General features: G+C 37.9%; 17 protein-coding genes. 1 reads left to right on the forward strand and 16 read right to left on the reverse strand.

What is annotated here, in order from left to right:
* Positions 1-77 precede the first annotated feature (77 nt).
* The 5 genes from rpsR to R4Z10_RS21045 form a co-directional block, all read right to left on the reverse strand.
* Entirely contained in the window at positions 78-314 is a 237-nt protein-coding gene (rpsR, locus tag R4Z10_RS21025; RefSeq protein ID WP_338473299.1) for a 30S ribosomal protein S18, read from the reverse strand.
* 55 nt (positions 315-369) lie between these two features.
* On the reverse strand, positions 370-894 hold the full coding sequence (ssb, locus tag R4Z10_RS21030; RefSeq protein WP_338471217.1) for a single-stranded DNA-binding protein: 525 nt from the start codon (positions 892-894) through the stop codon (positions 370-372).
* A gap of 73 nt (positions 895-967) precedes the next feature.
* Positions 968-1255, reverse strand: a complete 288-nt coding sequence (gene rpsF, locus R4Z10_RS21035) for a 30S ribosomal protein S6 (protein ID WP_338471218.1) — start codon at positions 1253-1255, stop codon at positions 968-970.
* A 138-nt stretch (positions 1256-1393) separates the two neighbouring features.
* Complete coding sequence (gene ychF / locus R4Z10_RS21040; protein WP_338471219.1) at positions 1394-2494, reverse strand: redox-regulated ATPase YchF; 1101 nt, start codon at positions 2492-2494, stop codon at positions 1394-1396.
* Between the two features lie 338 nt (positions 2495-2832).
* Positions 2833-3030, reverse strand: a complete 198-nt coding sequence (locus R4Z10_RS21045; protein WP_338471220.1) for a DUF951 domain-containing protein — start codon at positions 3028-3030, stop codon at positions 2833-2835.
* Between the two features lie 379 nt (positions 3031-3409).
* On the opposite strand from R4Z10_RS21045, the gene yyaC reads away from it, so the two are divergent.
* Positions 3410-4048, forward strand: a complete 639-nt coding sequence (yyaC, locus tag R4Z10_RS21050; RefSeq protein ID WP_338471221.1) for a spore protease YyaC — start codon at positions 3410-3412, stop codon at positions 4046-4048.
* A 45-nt stretch (positions 4049-4093) separates the two neighbouring features.
* On the opposite strand, the gene R4Z10_RS21055 is transcribed toward yyaC, so the two are convergent.
* The 11 genes from R4Z10_RS21055 to rpmH form a co-directional block, all read right to left on the reverse strand.
* Complete coding sequence (locus R4Z10_RS21055; protein ID WP_338471222.1) at positions 4094-4804, reverse strand: DUF554 domain-containing protein; 711 nt, start codon at positions 4802-4804, stop codon at positions 4094-4096.
* Between the two features lie 100 nt (positions 4805-4904).
* Positions 4905-5768: a ParB/RepB/Spo0J family partition protein gene (locus R4Z10_RS21060; protein ID WP_338471223.1), complete on the reverse strand. Its 864-nt coding sequence runs from the start codon at positions 5766-5768 to the stop codon at positions 4905-4907.
* Entirely contained in the window at positions 5761-6522 is a 762-nt protein-coding gene (locus tag R4Z10_RS21065) for an AAA family ATPase (protein ID WP_338471224.1), read from the reverse strand. Before R4Z10_RS21065 ends, R4Z10_RS21060 begins: the two co-directional genes overlap by 8 nt.
* A 229-nt stretch (positions 6523-6751) precedes the next feature.
* Positions 6752-7645, reverse strand: a complete 894-nt coding sequence (gene noc / locus R4Z10_RS21070; protein ID WP_338471225.1) for a nucleoid occlusion protein — start codon at positions 7643-7645, stop codon at positions 6752-6754.
* A gap of 191 nt (positions 7646-7836) precedes the next feature.
* Entirely contained in the window at positions 7837-8553 is a 717-nt protein-coding gene (gene rsmG, locus R4Z10_RS21075) for a 16S rRNA (guanine(527)-N(7))-methyltransferase RsmG (RefSeq protein WP_338471226.1), read from the reverse strand.
* A 173-nt stretch (positions 8554-8726) separates the two neighbouring features.
* The gene (gene mnmG, locus R4Z10_RS21080) at positions 8727-10619 is read right to left on the reverse strand and encodes a tRNA uridine-5-carboxymethylaminomethyl(34) synthesis enzyme MnmG (protein ID WP_338471227.1); all 1893 of its coding nucleotides are present in this window, start codon (positions 10617-10619) and stop codon (positions 8727-8729) included.
* An 85-nt stretch (positions 10620-10704) separates the two neighbouring features.
* A complete protein-coding gene (gene mnmE, locus R4Z10_RS21085) occupies positions 10705-12090 on the reverse strand; it encodes a tRNA uridine-5-carboxymethylaminomethyl(34) synthesis GTPase MnmE (protein ID WP_338471228.1) in 1386 nt (461 codons plus the stop codon).
* Between the two features lie 258 nt (positions 12091-12348).
* On the reverse strand, positions 12349-12969 hold the full coding sequence (jag, locus tag R4Z10_RS21090) for an RNA-binding cell elongation regulator Jag/EloR (RefSeq protein WP_338471229.1): 621 nt from the start codon (positions 12967-12969) through the stop codon (positions 12349-12351).
* A complete protein-coding gene (spoIIIJ, locus tag R4Z10_RS21095; protein WP_338471230.1) occupies positions 12970-13749 on the reverse strand; it encodes a YidC family membrane integrase SpoIIIJ in 780 nt (259 codons plus the stop codon). It lies immediately after the preceding gene.
* Positions 13750-13985: 236 nt separating this feature from the next.
* Positions 13986-14375 carry a ribonuclease P protein component gene (gene rnpA, locus R4Z10_RS21100; protein WP_338471231.1) on the reverse strand — a complete coding sequence of 130 codons (390 nt, stop codon included), beginning with the start codon at positions 14373-14375 and terminating at the stop codon, positions 13986-13988.
* A gap of 240 nt (positions 14376-14615) precedes the next feature.
* The gene (gene rpmH / locus R4Z10_RS21105; RefSeq protein WP_338471232.1) at positions 14616-14750 is read right to left on the reverse strand and encodes a 50S ribosomal protein L34; all 135 of its coding nucleotides are present in this window, start codon (positions 14748-14750) and stop codon (positions 14616-14618) included.
* Between the last annotated feature and the right edge of the window lie 594 nt (positions 14751-15344).

Genomic DNA, 15344 nt, shown 5'->3' on the forward strand with positions numbered 1-15344 from the left:
CAAGGCTAAGAGATTCAACTTTTATAGAACGACATAAAAAAAGGACACCATATCAAATATGATGTCCTTTATCATAATTATTCACCTGATACATATGGTAATAATGCCATTGTACGAGAACGTTTGATTGCAATTGTTAATTTACGTTGGTATTTAGCACTTGTACCAGTCACACGACGAGGTAAAATTTTACCACGTTCAGAGATGAATTTTTTTAGTAAATCAACATCCTTGTAATCAATGTTAGTGATTCCGTTTGCCGTGAAATAGCAAACTTTACGACGTTTTGCACGTCCGCCTCTGCGTCCACCCATTGCCATAGTGATTTCACTCCTTTACCTATTTTTATCTATTACGTTCAAGTTATTATTAGAATGGCAGATCGTCGTCAGAGATATCAATTTGGCCATCGTTGGCAAATGGATCCTCATCTAGACGAGTATAGCCTTGGTTATTATTTCGATTCGGACTCTGTGGTTGATTCTGATAGTTTTTTCCAAAAGGTGCTTGTTGTGGTGCTGCTTGTGGAGCTCCACCAAAAGAAGCTGCATAATCGCCTCTTCCACCTGAACTACCTTTAGGTTCAAGGAATTGAACACTTTCCGCTACAACCTCTGTCACATAGACACGCTTCCCATCTTGTCCCTCATAATTACGTGTTTGAATCCGACCATCAACACCAGCAAGACTTCCCTTTTTAAGAAAGTTTGCGACATTTTCTGCTTGTTTTCTCCAAACTACGCAATTTATAAAGTCAGCTTCACGTTCACCTTGTTGATTAGAAAATGGACGATTCACAGCCAACGAAAAGGTAGCGACGGCTACTCCGTTTGGAGTATAGCGTAGTTCAGGATCCCTTGTTAAACGACCAACTAAAATCACTCGATTGATCATCAGAATCAACTCCTTCCTCCAAATACATGTTTTAACGGAAAACATGCAAAATCGAAATGATCTATTTTAATACTTATTTTTCTTCTTTAATTGCGATTTGGCGAATGATATCTTCGTTGATTCTAGCTAAACGGTTGAATTCTTCAACAGCTGCTGGTTCAGCATTCACCTTGATTAGTTGATAGTAACCATCACGGAAATCATTGATTTCATAAGCTAAACGACGCTTACCCCAATCTTTTGATTCCACGATTTCCGCACCATTTTCAGTTAAGATTCCGTCAAAGCGCTCAACTAGAGCCTTCTTTGCTTCTTCTTCAATATTTGGGCGGATGATGTACATAATTTCGTACTTTCTCATCACGTTCACCTCCTTTTGGTCTAAACGGCCCGAATCCCGGGCAAGGAGCAATTTTCATTACTCACAAGATGAAATTATACCACATCAAATGTAGATAATCAATGTACCGTTCATTTTTTTCAAAGCATAACTTCTAAATTACACATTAAAACGGAACAACATAACGTCTCCGTCTTTTACGATATACTCTTTTCCTTCAAGTCTTACCTTTCCTGCCTCACGAGCGGCGTTCATGCTTCCATATTGGACAAGGTCATCATATGAAACGGTCTCTGCGCGAATAAACCCTCTTTCAAAGTCAGAGTGAATAATCCCGGCACATTGAGGAGCTTTCATGCCGTTACGGAAAGTCCAGGCACGAACTTCTTGAACTCCAGCTGTAAAATAGGTAGCTAGTCCAAGTAGACTGTAGGCAGCGCGAATTAATTGATCCAGTCCGGACTCTTCAATTCCTAATTCTGAAAGGAACATATCTTTTTCTTCCCCTTCAAGCTCAGCAATTTCAGATTCAATTTTTGCACAAATGACAATGACCTCTGCACCTTCTTTAGCAGCATAGTCTTTAACAATTTGAACATATTGGTTTCCAGACGGATCTGCTACATCATCTTCCCCAACATTTGCTACATATAGAACAGGTTTAATTGTTAATAGGTGAAGGGCTTTAACAAACTTCTCCTCTTCTTCTGTAAATTCAACCGTTCTTGCTGGTTTTTCAGCTTCAAATGCCTCTTTTAACTTTTCGAGTGCACCAAATTCAATAACAGACTCTTTATCTTTTTGTCTTGCTAATTTCTCAACACGGCTCATTCGCTTCTCAACCGATTCCATATCCGCAAGAATTAACTCAAGATTAATGGTTTCAATGTCATCAATCGGGTCTACCTTCCCAGCAACATGGGTAATATTTTCATCCTCAAAGCAACGCACGACTTGACAGATGGCATCTACTTCACGAATGTGGGCTAAAAACTTATTCCCTAAACCTTCCCCTTTGCTTGCCCCTTTAACAATTCCAGCAATATCTGTAAATTCAAATGTCGTTGGTACTGTTTTCTTTGGTACTACAAGTTCCGTTAATTTGTTCAAACGGTCATCAGGAACCTCCACGACTCCCACATTCGGGTCAATCGTACAGAAAGGGTAGTTAGCAGATTCTGCACCTGCTTGCGTAATTGCATTAAATAACGTAGATTTCCCCACATTCGGTAAACCTACAATTCCAGCTGTTAAAGCCATCTATGTCACTCCTCAATTGAAAAGCGGAAGCGCCTTGCTCAGGCGGCCTATGGACTGCCTTGCACAGGATGTGCTGTCATCGACGTTAGCAACAGGACGTTGCGGCTTTTTGTCGATATTCCTTCCATAAATTTAAGAAATTACGATGAACACCAGTATGAATCACTGTTAACGTAATCGTTGCGGAAGGGTGGGAAGTCCATTAGACGCTAGGCGCTGCAGCTAGACCACTTTTCTTATTTTAAGATTATATAAAATTAAACTGTATCTAGTAAAATGAATATAAACCACACATCATTATAGTTTTTTTACCTTAAAAGCGCAAATCCCCATTCCGATTATTCTTCATGTTTCACTAAGACTTTCTTCATTTTTCGAACGAATTCTTTTCGAGGAATTAATACACTATGGGAGCAACCTTCACATTTAATTCGAATATCCATACCAAGACGAATAATTTTCCAGCGATTTGTTCCACAAGGATGAGCCTTTTTCATTTCAACAACATCATTTAAACCAAAATCTTTTTCTTCCACTTTAAACTCCTCCTTTTATATTTTTTGCCCTTTGGAGAAGACTTCTCCGCTTATCTTACCTATATAATAAACAAAATCATGGGAAACACATAACCTTTTACCTAACTGTTCAACAGCAAATTCGCTCAAAATTGATTTATCAGTAAAACCCCCAACTCAAGACTCTGAGAACAAAAAAGGATAGGTGGGGGATGAAAGACCCCCACTGACTGATGGTAGTTTCACTTTATTTTTAATTTAGTATAGCAGCTATGTATAGAAAATTGAAAAAAACCGTATACTAATAGTAAACCATAAGAAGCGGTTTATAGTTGCGCTTGAAACATACAGAATATTTAATAAATATGATGGCTAGCTTCTAACAATAGGGGTGAAGTGCTTGTTTAATTTAAATAATCGTTTTTTTAATAAATTAAGAAATGAAGAAATTAGAATTCATCATGATGAGCCAGATGCGGGACTGCAAGTTGCACAAGGTTTATTTGCACAGTTGCCTTCGACTTTGAGTCGTAGACCCATTGTCTTTGTATGTATTGGAACAGACCGATCAACCGGTGACTCTTTAGGACCTTTAATCGGGACATTACTCAAAGATAAAGAGCCTCATCCCTTTCATATTTATGGGACATTAGATGATCCCATCCATGCCTTAAATTTGGCTGACAAAATAGAAGAGATTAAGAAGTTGTACACCAATCCTTTTATCATTGGAATTGATGCCTGTTTAGGAAGAATGAAAAGTGTTGGAATCATTCAAATCGGGAATGGACCGGTTAAGCCAGGTGCTGGGGTGAATAAGGAGCTTCCTGAAGTTGGAGAGATTCATATTACAGGAATCGTCAACGTTAGCGGGTTTATGGAGTACTTTGTTTTGCAGAATACAAGGCTTCATCTTATTATGGAGATGGCAAAAACCATGGCTGATGGAATTTACCAAGCTAGTTTACTTTATGGACGTAATTCTTCATTTGTCGATGTTAAACATCGTATCAATCAAGAACAGGGAAAAATTAATTAACCATAGCCGCTTTCTAACAAGAGAAGAAAGCGGCTATTTCTGGCCTTAACCAACATAATATAGAAAAGTCACAATTATGGCTGTTACTAAAATTCCCGGAAGTAAATTTGCCACCCGGATTTTCGTTAACCCTAGAACATTTAATCCGATGGCTAAAATCATTACTCCGCCTGTGGCCGTCATCTCTGTGATAAATTGGTCCATTAAAGGGCCTGGAACCATTTGATTAATTTTTGTTGCAAACAAAGCGATTAAACCTTGATATAAGAAAACAGGGATCGCTGAAAACAATACACCTAATCCCAATGTCGTTGTTAAAATCAAAGCGGTAAACCCATCAAGAATTCCCTTTGTATAAAGAATATCATGGTTTCCCCGAATTCCACTATCTAAAGCACCTAAAATCGCCATCGCACCAATCAAAAAGATCAATGTAGCAGAAACAAAGCCTTGAGAAATACTTCCTGACCCTTGCGATTTTGATCCTACTTTCTTTTCCAACCACAACCCAAGGTTATTTAATCCGTCATCCAGTCTGATTAATTCCCCAATAATCGCACCAAAGACAATACTTAAAATGACAATGAGAAAGTTCTCACTTGCAAAACCCATTTGCAATCCCATAACAATAACAGCAAGTCCAATTCCACTCATAACCGTATCTTTTATTTTTTCAGGAATTTTATAAAGAATTCGGCCTAAAAAAGAACCTGCAATAATTAGTACACTATTGACAATAGTACCTAACAAAACCATCGTTCCACCTCATCACTATTACAAAAAAATCAAAAATAATATCAACATCTTACCACTGAACAAAAAAAATAACCATCACATTTAGGATGGTTGCAAAAGGTTATTCATTCTCTAACAATTCTAAAATTCGATTCAAGTCTTCTGTTGAGAGAAATTCAATTTCAATTTTTCCTTTTTCTTTATTATTTTTACTTTGTTTAATATGAACCGTTGTTCCGAATCGATTGCGAAGGGTTGATTCTTGCTCTTTAATGAAAATATCCTTTTCTGGATCTGTTTTTTTTGTTTCACGTGAAACAGGCTCATTTAATTGATGGATTAATTTTTCTAATTGGCGAACATTTAGTCCATCTTTAATTATTTTATCAACAACAGAAGGGAGCGCTTCTTTTTTACGTAATCCTAAAAGAGCACGACCATGTCCCATTGAAATCTTGCCGTCAGAGATCAGTTCTTGGATTCTCACTGGGAGAGAAAGCAGTCGAACATGGTTGGCTATATGGGGACGGCTTTTCCCTAGTCTTTTTGCCAATTCTTCTTGAGTAATTTTTAATTTTTCCAATAACAATTGGTAGGCTGAGGCCTCCTCAATTGGGGTTAAATCTTCTCTCTGCAAATTTTCCAGAATGGCGAGTTCCATCATTTGCTGCTCTGTTAGTTTCCGGACAACGACAGGGACCTTCTCTAACCCCGCCTCCTTGGCCGCCCTAAACCGTCTTTCGCCAACGACAATTTCATACCCTTTGATTGACTGTCTTACAATGAGCGGTTGGAGGATCCCATGCTCAATAATCGATTGTTTTAACTCTTCAATCGCGGTTGGCTCAAAGATTTTTCTTGGTTGATAAGGGTTGGGTCTACATTCTGAAGTCTTGACCTCTTTAATAACCTCTTCCTTTCCAACCTCGGGAATATCCGTTTTAGAAAAAATTGCATCCAGTCCTCTGCCAAGACCTTTAGCCATTTGTGACCACTTCCTTTGCCAAATCTAAATACATTTCTGCACCGCGAGATTTTGGATCATAGACAATTATCGGTTCTCCATGGCTAGGAGCTTCACTTAACCGAACATTTCTCGGAATAATCGTCTTATATACTTTATCTTGAAAATACTTTTTCACTTCTTCAATCACTTGAAGTCCTAGATTCGTACGGGCATCAAGCATCGTTAAAAGTACACCCTCTACTTTTAATCCCTGATTTAAATGCTTCTGAACCAGTCTTACTGTGTTTAACAGCTGACTTAAGCCTTCTAATGCGTAATACTCACATTGAACAGGAATCATAACTGAATCTGATGCGGTTAGTGCATTAAGTGTTAATAAACCAAGTGAAGGAGGGCAATCGATGATTATGTAATCGTAATGAGTTTTTACCTTTTCTAATGCCCTTTTCAAGCGGACTTCCCTTGAAATCGTTGGAACTAATTCTATTTCAGCTCCGGCTAATTGAATGGTTGCCGGGATGCAATCCAAGTTTTCAACAGATGTGGGACGGATGACAGTATTCGCCTCGACATCATCAACCAATACATCATAAATACATTGATCAACATCCGCTTTTTCAATGCCTATCCCACTAGTAGCATTTCCTTGTGGATCAATATCAACTAACAACACGCGATGCCCAATATTAGCAAGGCAAGCTCCTAAGTTAACTGAAGTTGTCGTCTTGCCAACACCGCCTTTTTGATTGGCAATTGAAATAATTTTACCCATGCTATCACCTACCTTTATTTCCATGGAAATGATTTTGCCTAATGATCTATGATTTTGCAATTATATTATTAGTAATCATGTAATCTATTCTATCATGAAAAGTAGATTATAAGCGTTTTTTGGTTAGAAGAATCGGGTAAAAAAAGAAAGAAACTAAAGCTATAGTCGTTTAGTTTCTTATCGATTGAAAATATATATATAAATAAAGACATAGAATAATAGGTTGCTGTTAAGACTTTTTCTTTGGTATCTTAATTGTAAATTGGTAATAATCATCAAATTCTTCTTCTTCTGAATCTAAATTGATGCCGCTATCAGAAACCATTGATAAGGATTGGCGAATTGTATTAACGGCAATTCTCATATCTTTACTGAAGGCTTTTCGTTTTGGTTTTGGCTTTTCATCTTTTTGTTGAAGGTATTTGGCTACACGATCCTCAGTTTGTTTAACGTTGAGGTTCTTCTCAATCACTTCCTGCAGCAGTCTGACTTGTTGTTCAGGATCTTTTAATGGAATAAGTGCACGTGCATGTCTTTCGGTGATCGTTTTATTTAAAAGTGCATCTTGAACTTCTTGTGGAAGCTTCAATAAACGAAGCTTGTTGGCGACCGTTGATTGGCCTTTACCTAACCGTTGAGCTAATGCCTCTTGTGTAAGGTCATGTAATTCAAGAAGCTTTCCGTAAGCAATCGCCTCTTCAATCGGTGATAGCTCTTCCCTTTGTAAATTTTCAATTAATGCGACAGAAGCGGTTTCGGTATCGTTAAAGTCTTTAATAATCGCAGGCACTAGATCCCAGCCCAACTTCTTCATCGCCCGATATCTTCGTTCACCAGCAATAATTTCAAATGAGTTTGCTTCAAGTTCTCGGACTACGATCGGCTGGATAATCCCATGCGTATGGATTGTACGAGCTAATTCATCAATTTTTTCATCATCAAAAACCGTTCTCGGCTGAAAGCGATTGGGAACGATTTGTTCTATCGGAATTTTATTGATTTCATTTTTTTCTACCATTTCTTCTAGTTCGGCAGATTGAACTGGTTCTTCTACTGGTTCCACTACTGTTTCGTGTTCTTCCTTTTCACCGAGTCCAAAAAATCGTGAAAAAGAATTTCTCATCACCCTGCACCACCTTTATGAAACTCCCTATTTATTTATTCTCGAAAAAAATAACAAACCCTTCTATCACATTCCTATTTATTCTGAGCATTTATGATATTTTAATCGGAAAAACGACATTTATCTATCCTTCAAAGTGGTCTAGCGCAAGGGTCTATATCACTTAATGGAAGTCCCTTGCGCTATTCACTTTACTCAATAGGTGTTCGATTCGGGGTTCCAGGTTTTCTCGGGTATTTCTTCGGAGTTGGTTTCTGTTTTTCTATGTGGTAAATATTTCGCTCACTTTCTTCTACTGGCAGGGTAAACGAATAAGATTCTTTTAATCTTCCCCCTAATAAGGCAATCGCCTTTTTACCAGCTTGCAGCTCATCTTCGCCTCCTGCCCCTTTCATCGCGATAAAGACTCCGCCCTGCTTGACAAGAGGAAGGCAAAGCTCACTTAAAACAGACATTCTTGCAACTGCCCTAGCTGTTACTACATCGTATGATTCTCGATGTTCTGGTAAGCGACCAAAGGTTTCTGCACGGTTATGAATAAAGTGAACGTTTTCCAATTGTAATTGTTTTGCTAAGTTTTCAAGGAATTGAATCCTTTTATTAAGAGAGTCCACAATGGTAACTTCTATATTTGGAAAAGCTATTTTAAGTGGGAGACTTGGAAATCCGGCACCCGCCCCAACATCACAAACTTTTAACAGTTTGTCAAAGTCGAAGTAAAATCCGGCTGTGATCGAATCATAGAAGTGTTTTAAATAAACTTCTTCTTTTTCCGTGATCGCCGTTAAATTCATTCTTTCATTCCAATCAACTAACGTTTCATAATAGGTTTCATATTGTTGCAATTGTAACGGAGTAAGAGTAATCCCCTTTTCCGCCAATTGATTTATAAACTGTTCCGTATTCATAGCAATCCTTTCTAACAGTCGACTAAACTGTAAATCAAATTCGTCCCACAGAATTTGCTCGGATTTTTATCACGCTTCAGAAAGCCACACCCTGTGGTTTTCACCTGACTAGGACGTCCTGTCCGTCGTCGAGCTTGCCCGATAAAAAATCCGAGGCATCCGCCGGAGGCTTGTTACTCGTTCGATACTTTAGCAATTTTCCCTTGCTCTAAATAGACGAGTAAAATGGAAATATCGGCCGGATTTACACCTGATATTCTTGACGCCTGTGCCAAGGATAATGGATGAATTTTTTTCAGCTTTTGTCTAGCCTCTGTCGCCAAGCCATTTATGGCATCATAGTCAATGTTTTCAGGGATCTTTTTATCCTCCATTTTTTTGAGCCGCTCCACTTGCTGCAAGGACTTCTCAATATAGCCTTCATATTTAATTTGAATTTCGACTTGTTCTTTAATTTCTTGATCAAGTTCTATATCACTTTTCGCTACTAATTCAATATGTCCATAATTCATTTCAGGACGTTTTAATAAATCTGAAGCCCTAATTCCGTCTTTTAGCTCACTGCCGCCAACACTTTTAATTAAACCTTGTACTTGCTCATTTGGTTTGAGAATGAGATTCTTTAATCGTTTAATCTCTGCCTCGATTTCAGCCTTTTTCTTTTTAAATTTTGTATAACGTTCTTTAGAAATCAGGCCAATTTTATAACCATATTCGGTTAATCGTAAATCACAATTGTCATGACGTAATAGCAATCTGTATTCCGCTCTTGACGTTAGTAGACGATAAGGCTCATTCGTTCCTTTTGTGACGAGGTCATCAATTAGAACACCGATATATGCCTCTGAGCGGCTTAAAATCATTTCCCCTTCACGACCTAAAGCAGTTAGTCCAGCATTGATTCCTGCCATTAATCCTTGAGCAGCAGCCTCTTCATATCCAGATGTTCCATTAATTTGTCCAGCTGTATAAAGATTTTTAATGAGTTTCGTTTCTAATGTCGGCCATAACTGTGATGGTTCCACTGCATCATATTCAATTGCATAACCAGGCCGCATCATTTGTGCATTTTCCAGCCCTGGTATCGTTCTTAACAGTCGATGTTGAACATCTTCAGGCATACTTGTTGATAAGCCTTGGACATAAACCTCTTCCGTATTTCTTCCTTCAGGTTCAAGGAAAATTTGATGCCTTGGTTTATCACTAAAACGAACAATTTTATCTTCAATTGAAGGACAGTAACGGGCACCTGTTCCTTTCACCATTCCCGAGAACATCGGAGCTCGATGAAGATTGTCATTAATAATCGAATGGGTGTCCTCATTTGTATACGTAAGCCAGCATGGCAGTTGGTCTGTAATATATTTAACGGTTTCATAGGAGAATGCACGTGGTACTTCGTCTCCTGGTTGAATCTCTGTTTTACTATAATCAATCGAGTTACTGTTTACTCGTGGAGGTGTACCTGTTTTAAATCGAACTAAATTAAAACCTAACTCCTGTAAGTTTTCAGAAAGCTTAAGGGATGGTTGTTGGTTGTTAGGACCACTCGAATACTTTAATTCACCGAGGATGATTTCGCCGCGTAAATAAGTTCCCGTCGTAACAATAACGGTTTTAGCACGGTAGACAGCGCCTGCTTGCGTAATGATCCCTTTACAGACTCCCTCTTCCACCACTAGTTGTTCAACCATTCCTTGAACCAGTGTAAGATTCTTTTCATTTTCAAGAGTTTTTTTCATTTCGATTGAGTATAGTGACTTATCCGCTTGCGCCCGAAGTGCTCGAACAGCAGGGCCTTTCCCTGTATTCAACATTCTCATTTGGATATACGTTTTATCGACAGTTTTAGCCATTTCACCACCGAGAGCGTCGATTTCCCTGACGACAATTCCCTTTGCTGGACCGCCAACAGATGGATTACATGGCATAAACGCAACCATATCTAAATTGATGGTGACCATTAATGTTTTGGCACCGAGGCGAGCAGCAGCAAGCCCTGCCTCACAACCAGCATGTCCCGCACCAATGACGATCACATCATAATTACCTGCATCAAATTGCATCGAATAACCTCCTTACAAAGTAAATATTATTTTCGTATCGTGAGTTCGGAACCTTCCGAATCCCTTCTGAATAGGTTCCGAAACGTTATTTTCCTAAGCAGAATTGAGAAAACAATTGATTGATTAAACTTTCTTGAACCGTATCCCCAATAATTTCTCCTAGTAATTCCCAGGTTCTCGTTAAATCAATTTGTAAAATATCGATCGGTGTTCCGAAATCTATTCCTTCTAAAACATCACTTATGGCTTTATGGGCCTGATTTAATAGAGCCACATGACGACTATTTGAAACATATGTCATATCACCTGCGTCAATATTTCCAGTAAAGAATAAGTCGGCAATCGCTTGTTCCAGTTCATCTACGCCTTTTTCCTCAATAATCGCGGTCGTGATCACTTTATATTGACCTGCAAGCTCATAAACTCGGTTCATGTCAATTTTTTGCGGCAAGTCGGTCTTATTTACAATGACAATTACGTCCATCCCTTGAACCGCTTCAAAAAGGTTCTCATCTTCAGCAGTTAAAAGGTCAGAATAATTTAGAACCAAAAGAATTAAATCTGCTTCTTTTAAAACTTTTCTAGACCGCTCAACACCGATGCGCTCTACAATATCTTCTGTTTCTCGAATTCCAGCTGTATCCAACAAACGAAGTGGGACCCCGCGGACATTGACATATTCTTCAATGACGTCCCTAGTTGTACCTGGAATATCAGTTACAATTGCTTTATTTTCTTGAACTAGACTATTTAATAGAGAGGACTTCCCTACATTTGGACGTCCAACAATTACTGTTGACAAGCCCTCCCGAAGAATTTTTCCTTGTTGGGAAGTTTGTAATAACTTCTCAATTTCTTTTTTTACATACGTCGATTTCTCTGTAAGCATCCGATGCGACATTTCTTCTACATCATCGTATTCCGGATAATCTATATTAACCTCGATTTGAGCTAATGTCTCTAGTATTTCTTGACGTAGCCTTTTGATCAGCTTGGATAATCGGCCTTCCATTTGCCCTAAAGCCACATTCATCGCACGATCGGTTTTCGCCCGGATTAAATCCATCACAGCCTCAGCTTGTGATAGATCAATTCTTCCATTCAAAAATGCCCGTTTTGTAAATTCACCGGGCTCTGCTAGTCTTGCTCCGTTATTTAAACATAACTGCAAGACCCGATTCACAGACACCAGACCCCCATGGCAGTTGATTTCAACAACATCTTCTTTTGTAAACGTTCTAGGCCCTCTCATGATCGATACCATGACTTCTTCAGCCACTTCTTTACTTACAGGATCAATCATATGTCCATAATGAATCGTATGGGAAGGCTCCTCTGTCAGTTCTTTACCACTTATACTTTTAAAAAGCTTTTCAGCGATTGAAAAAGCTTCATCTCCGCTTAATCGAACAATTGCGATCGCTCCTTCACCCATTGGTGTCGAGATCGCTGCTATTGTATCAAATTCCATTTCTACACCTACCTAAAAAAGACCATAAGTTACATTGTATTTATATATCGTAATCTAGTCTAGTCATTAATAATTCATTATCCACATCAATCGATATTGTTATTATTCTATTTTAACTTATCCACATGTGAATAACAATAAAGCACTTATCAATTATCCACAATATTGATCTTACTCATACCTGATGAAATCATAAATAAAGAAAAACGAGGCAAAAAAAAAAACTCCTGATATCTAATCAGAAGTTTTTTTGTCACTTTATTTCGGTGCAATCACAATATGCCTATGTGGATCTTCACCGTTAGAGTACGTTTTAATTTTTTTATTCTCAACTAAAGCAGTATGAATAATTTTTCGCTCATAGGAAGGCATTGGCTCTAAAGCAACTTCTTTCCCTGTTACGATCGCCTTTTGTGCAAGCCGCTGGGCTAATTGTATTAATGTTTCGTTTCGTCTTTCTCGATAATCTTCGGCATCTAGCGTCACATTTAAGTAATGGTCAGAAAAACGGTTGATTACTAGTTGAGTCAAATATTGCAATGAATTTAAGGTTTGTCCCCTTTTTCCAATTAGAAGGGCAATCTTTTCACCTGATAATAGAAATTTAACTTGTTTTCCATTTTGCTCAACATCAACTGTAATGGAACCTGCCCCCATTTTGTCGCTAACTTCTTGTAAAAAGTTTCTCGCCTCTTCAATCGGATCGATTTTGATTGAAACATTGACAACAGCCGGACGTGAACCGAAAATTCCTAGAATGCCTCTTTTGCCTTCGTCCACAATAGAAATTTCCGCACGATCCTCTGTAATTTGTAACTGAGCTAAAGCTGATTCCACTGCTTCTTTGACAGTTTGTCCTGTAGCAGTAATCTGTTTCACTTACTTTTTCGCTCCTCCCGCGTTAGCAGCTTGTTTTGCCTTTTTCATATCTGGACCTTTAATTAAAGCGGTTTGTACAATCATAAATATATTCCCCACTACCCAATAAAGAGCAAGTGCAGCTGGGAAGTTAATCGCAAATACAACAATCATGATTGGCATTAACCATAGCATCATCGTCATTTGCGGATTATTCTCCATACCTACCATTGTAATCTTTTGTTGAATAAAAGTTGTAATCCCCGCAATGATTGGAAGTAGATAATACGGATCAGGAGCCGCTAAATCAAACCATAAGAAGTTTGCATGTTGTTGCAATTCTGGTGTTCTCATAATGGCATGATAGATTCCGATTAAAATTGGCATTTGAACAAATAATGGTAAACATCCAGCCATTGGATTGACGCCATGTCTTTGAAACAATTCCATCGTTTCCTGTTGCAATTTTTGCTGTGTCTTTTGATCTTTTGAACTATATTTTGCCTGAAGCTCTTTCAATTCTGGTTGAATCGCCATCATGGCTTTTGAACTTTTCGTTTGCTTGATCATCAATGGCAAAAGCACAAGTCGAATCAGAATCGTTACAATGACAATGGCTAAACCAAAGCTTCCACCTGCAAACTCAGCTATTTTTATAATTAAGAGTGACAATGGATAGACAATATACTGATTCCAAAATCCATCACTCTCAGAAGTGATCGGGTCATTTACCTCTGTGCAGCCTGCCAAGAAAGCTACAATAAGAATAAGACCGATGATGAACGTCATTCGCTTCTTCAAACGTATTTTCCTCCTTAAAAACATGGATTAATATAGATCATATAATAATCAAATTCGCGCCCCGAATTTGCGCCATAATTTTTTAATAAAAAAATCGCAAGGCTCGCCGGAGGCTTCCCTTCATTCACTAAATGGAGGGGAAAATAGCTATTTTAAATCTCGTTATTCCATTCTACCATCTTTTACTAGGAAACGCCTTTAAAAATGTGAAAATAGAATAAGAAATTGTCTACATTTTATTTATTGTTTTTACCTACTTCTACAGGTTTCGAGCGCCCTTGCGTTGCCTTCTTCATAACACGAGCTAGACGCAGTACATGTGTCAGACTTTGCTTTACCTCAAAAAAGTCCATGTCTGCTGTTGGTTTACGTGCAATAATAATATAGTCCCACTCATTATGTATTTGTCCATCAAATTCGTGGAATGCTTGTCGTACGTATCGTTTAATTCTATTTCTAGTGACTGCATTGCCAATTTTTTTACTAACTGAAAGACCTATCCGGAAATGAGGTTGATCGGGCTTCTTTAATAGATAAAGGACAAATTGCCGATTTGCAACCGATCTGCCATTTTTAAATGCTTCTTGAAAGTCTTTATTTTTTTTAACTCGATATTCCTTTTTCATCTAGAATACACCTTCATTCGATCTTTAAGTAGAAAATTGCAGAGGTTAGATAAGTAGAGACAGATGCAAATTTACTACTTCCATGCCATTTTAGCCTTTGATCTGCTCGAACACAAGATTTCCATATAGAAAATAAGTATTGCCATAAAGTCAAGCTTCCATAATCCCCTAAAATATGTATTTACCTTGGAGTAAAAACCGGAAAAAGCGAGAAAAAAAAGCCACTGAATTTTCAGTGGCTTAAGCTGATAATACTTTTCTTCCTTTACGACGACGACGAGCAAGCACGTTACGGCCGTTTGAAGAACTCATACGTGCACGGAATCCATGTACTCTTTTATGTTTACGTGTTGACGGTTGGTATGTTCTTTTCATATATGACACCTCCTCGAGGAATTCGCTTCTCAAAACACAGTATTAATATTATATAGACTTTCAACAAAATTTGTCAACCACTGTTAAAAATTATAATCAAACTTTCTCCAAAATAAAACCAACATTTTTATCCATAGGAAAATTCTATAGATCCATTTTTCCATTCTAATTAAACACATTTAATATGTTGTGGATATTTTTCGACAAAAAAACTTAATATCCACAACATATATTGACAGGTTTTACACAAACCCACTACCTGTGGACATTTATTAATCACAATATGTTAAGGTTGTGGATAAAGTGCGAAAACCATTGCTAACCTCGGTTTTATTTGATATTATATTTGTGTTTTCACCTTAATAAGTTATCCACATTAAACTTTTATCCACAAATTGTTAATAACCTGTGGATAAGTTATCCACGTGAGTTAATAAAATTTGTCCACAATTGGTGGATATTGTCTAAATCTGCTTTTTATCCTTATTATATAATTATCCACACAGATTGTTTCGTGTAATGTTGTAGATTAGGTTGTACTACGTGTATAACCTATTGTTTTTTATGCGAACACCAGCAAAAGGAGGGGCATAA

The sequence above is a fragment of the Niallia sp. XMNu-256 genome, from assembly GCF_036670015.1.
Classification (GTDB): Bacteria; Bacillota; Bacilli; order Bacillales; family Cytobacillaceae; genus Bacillus_BD.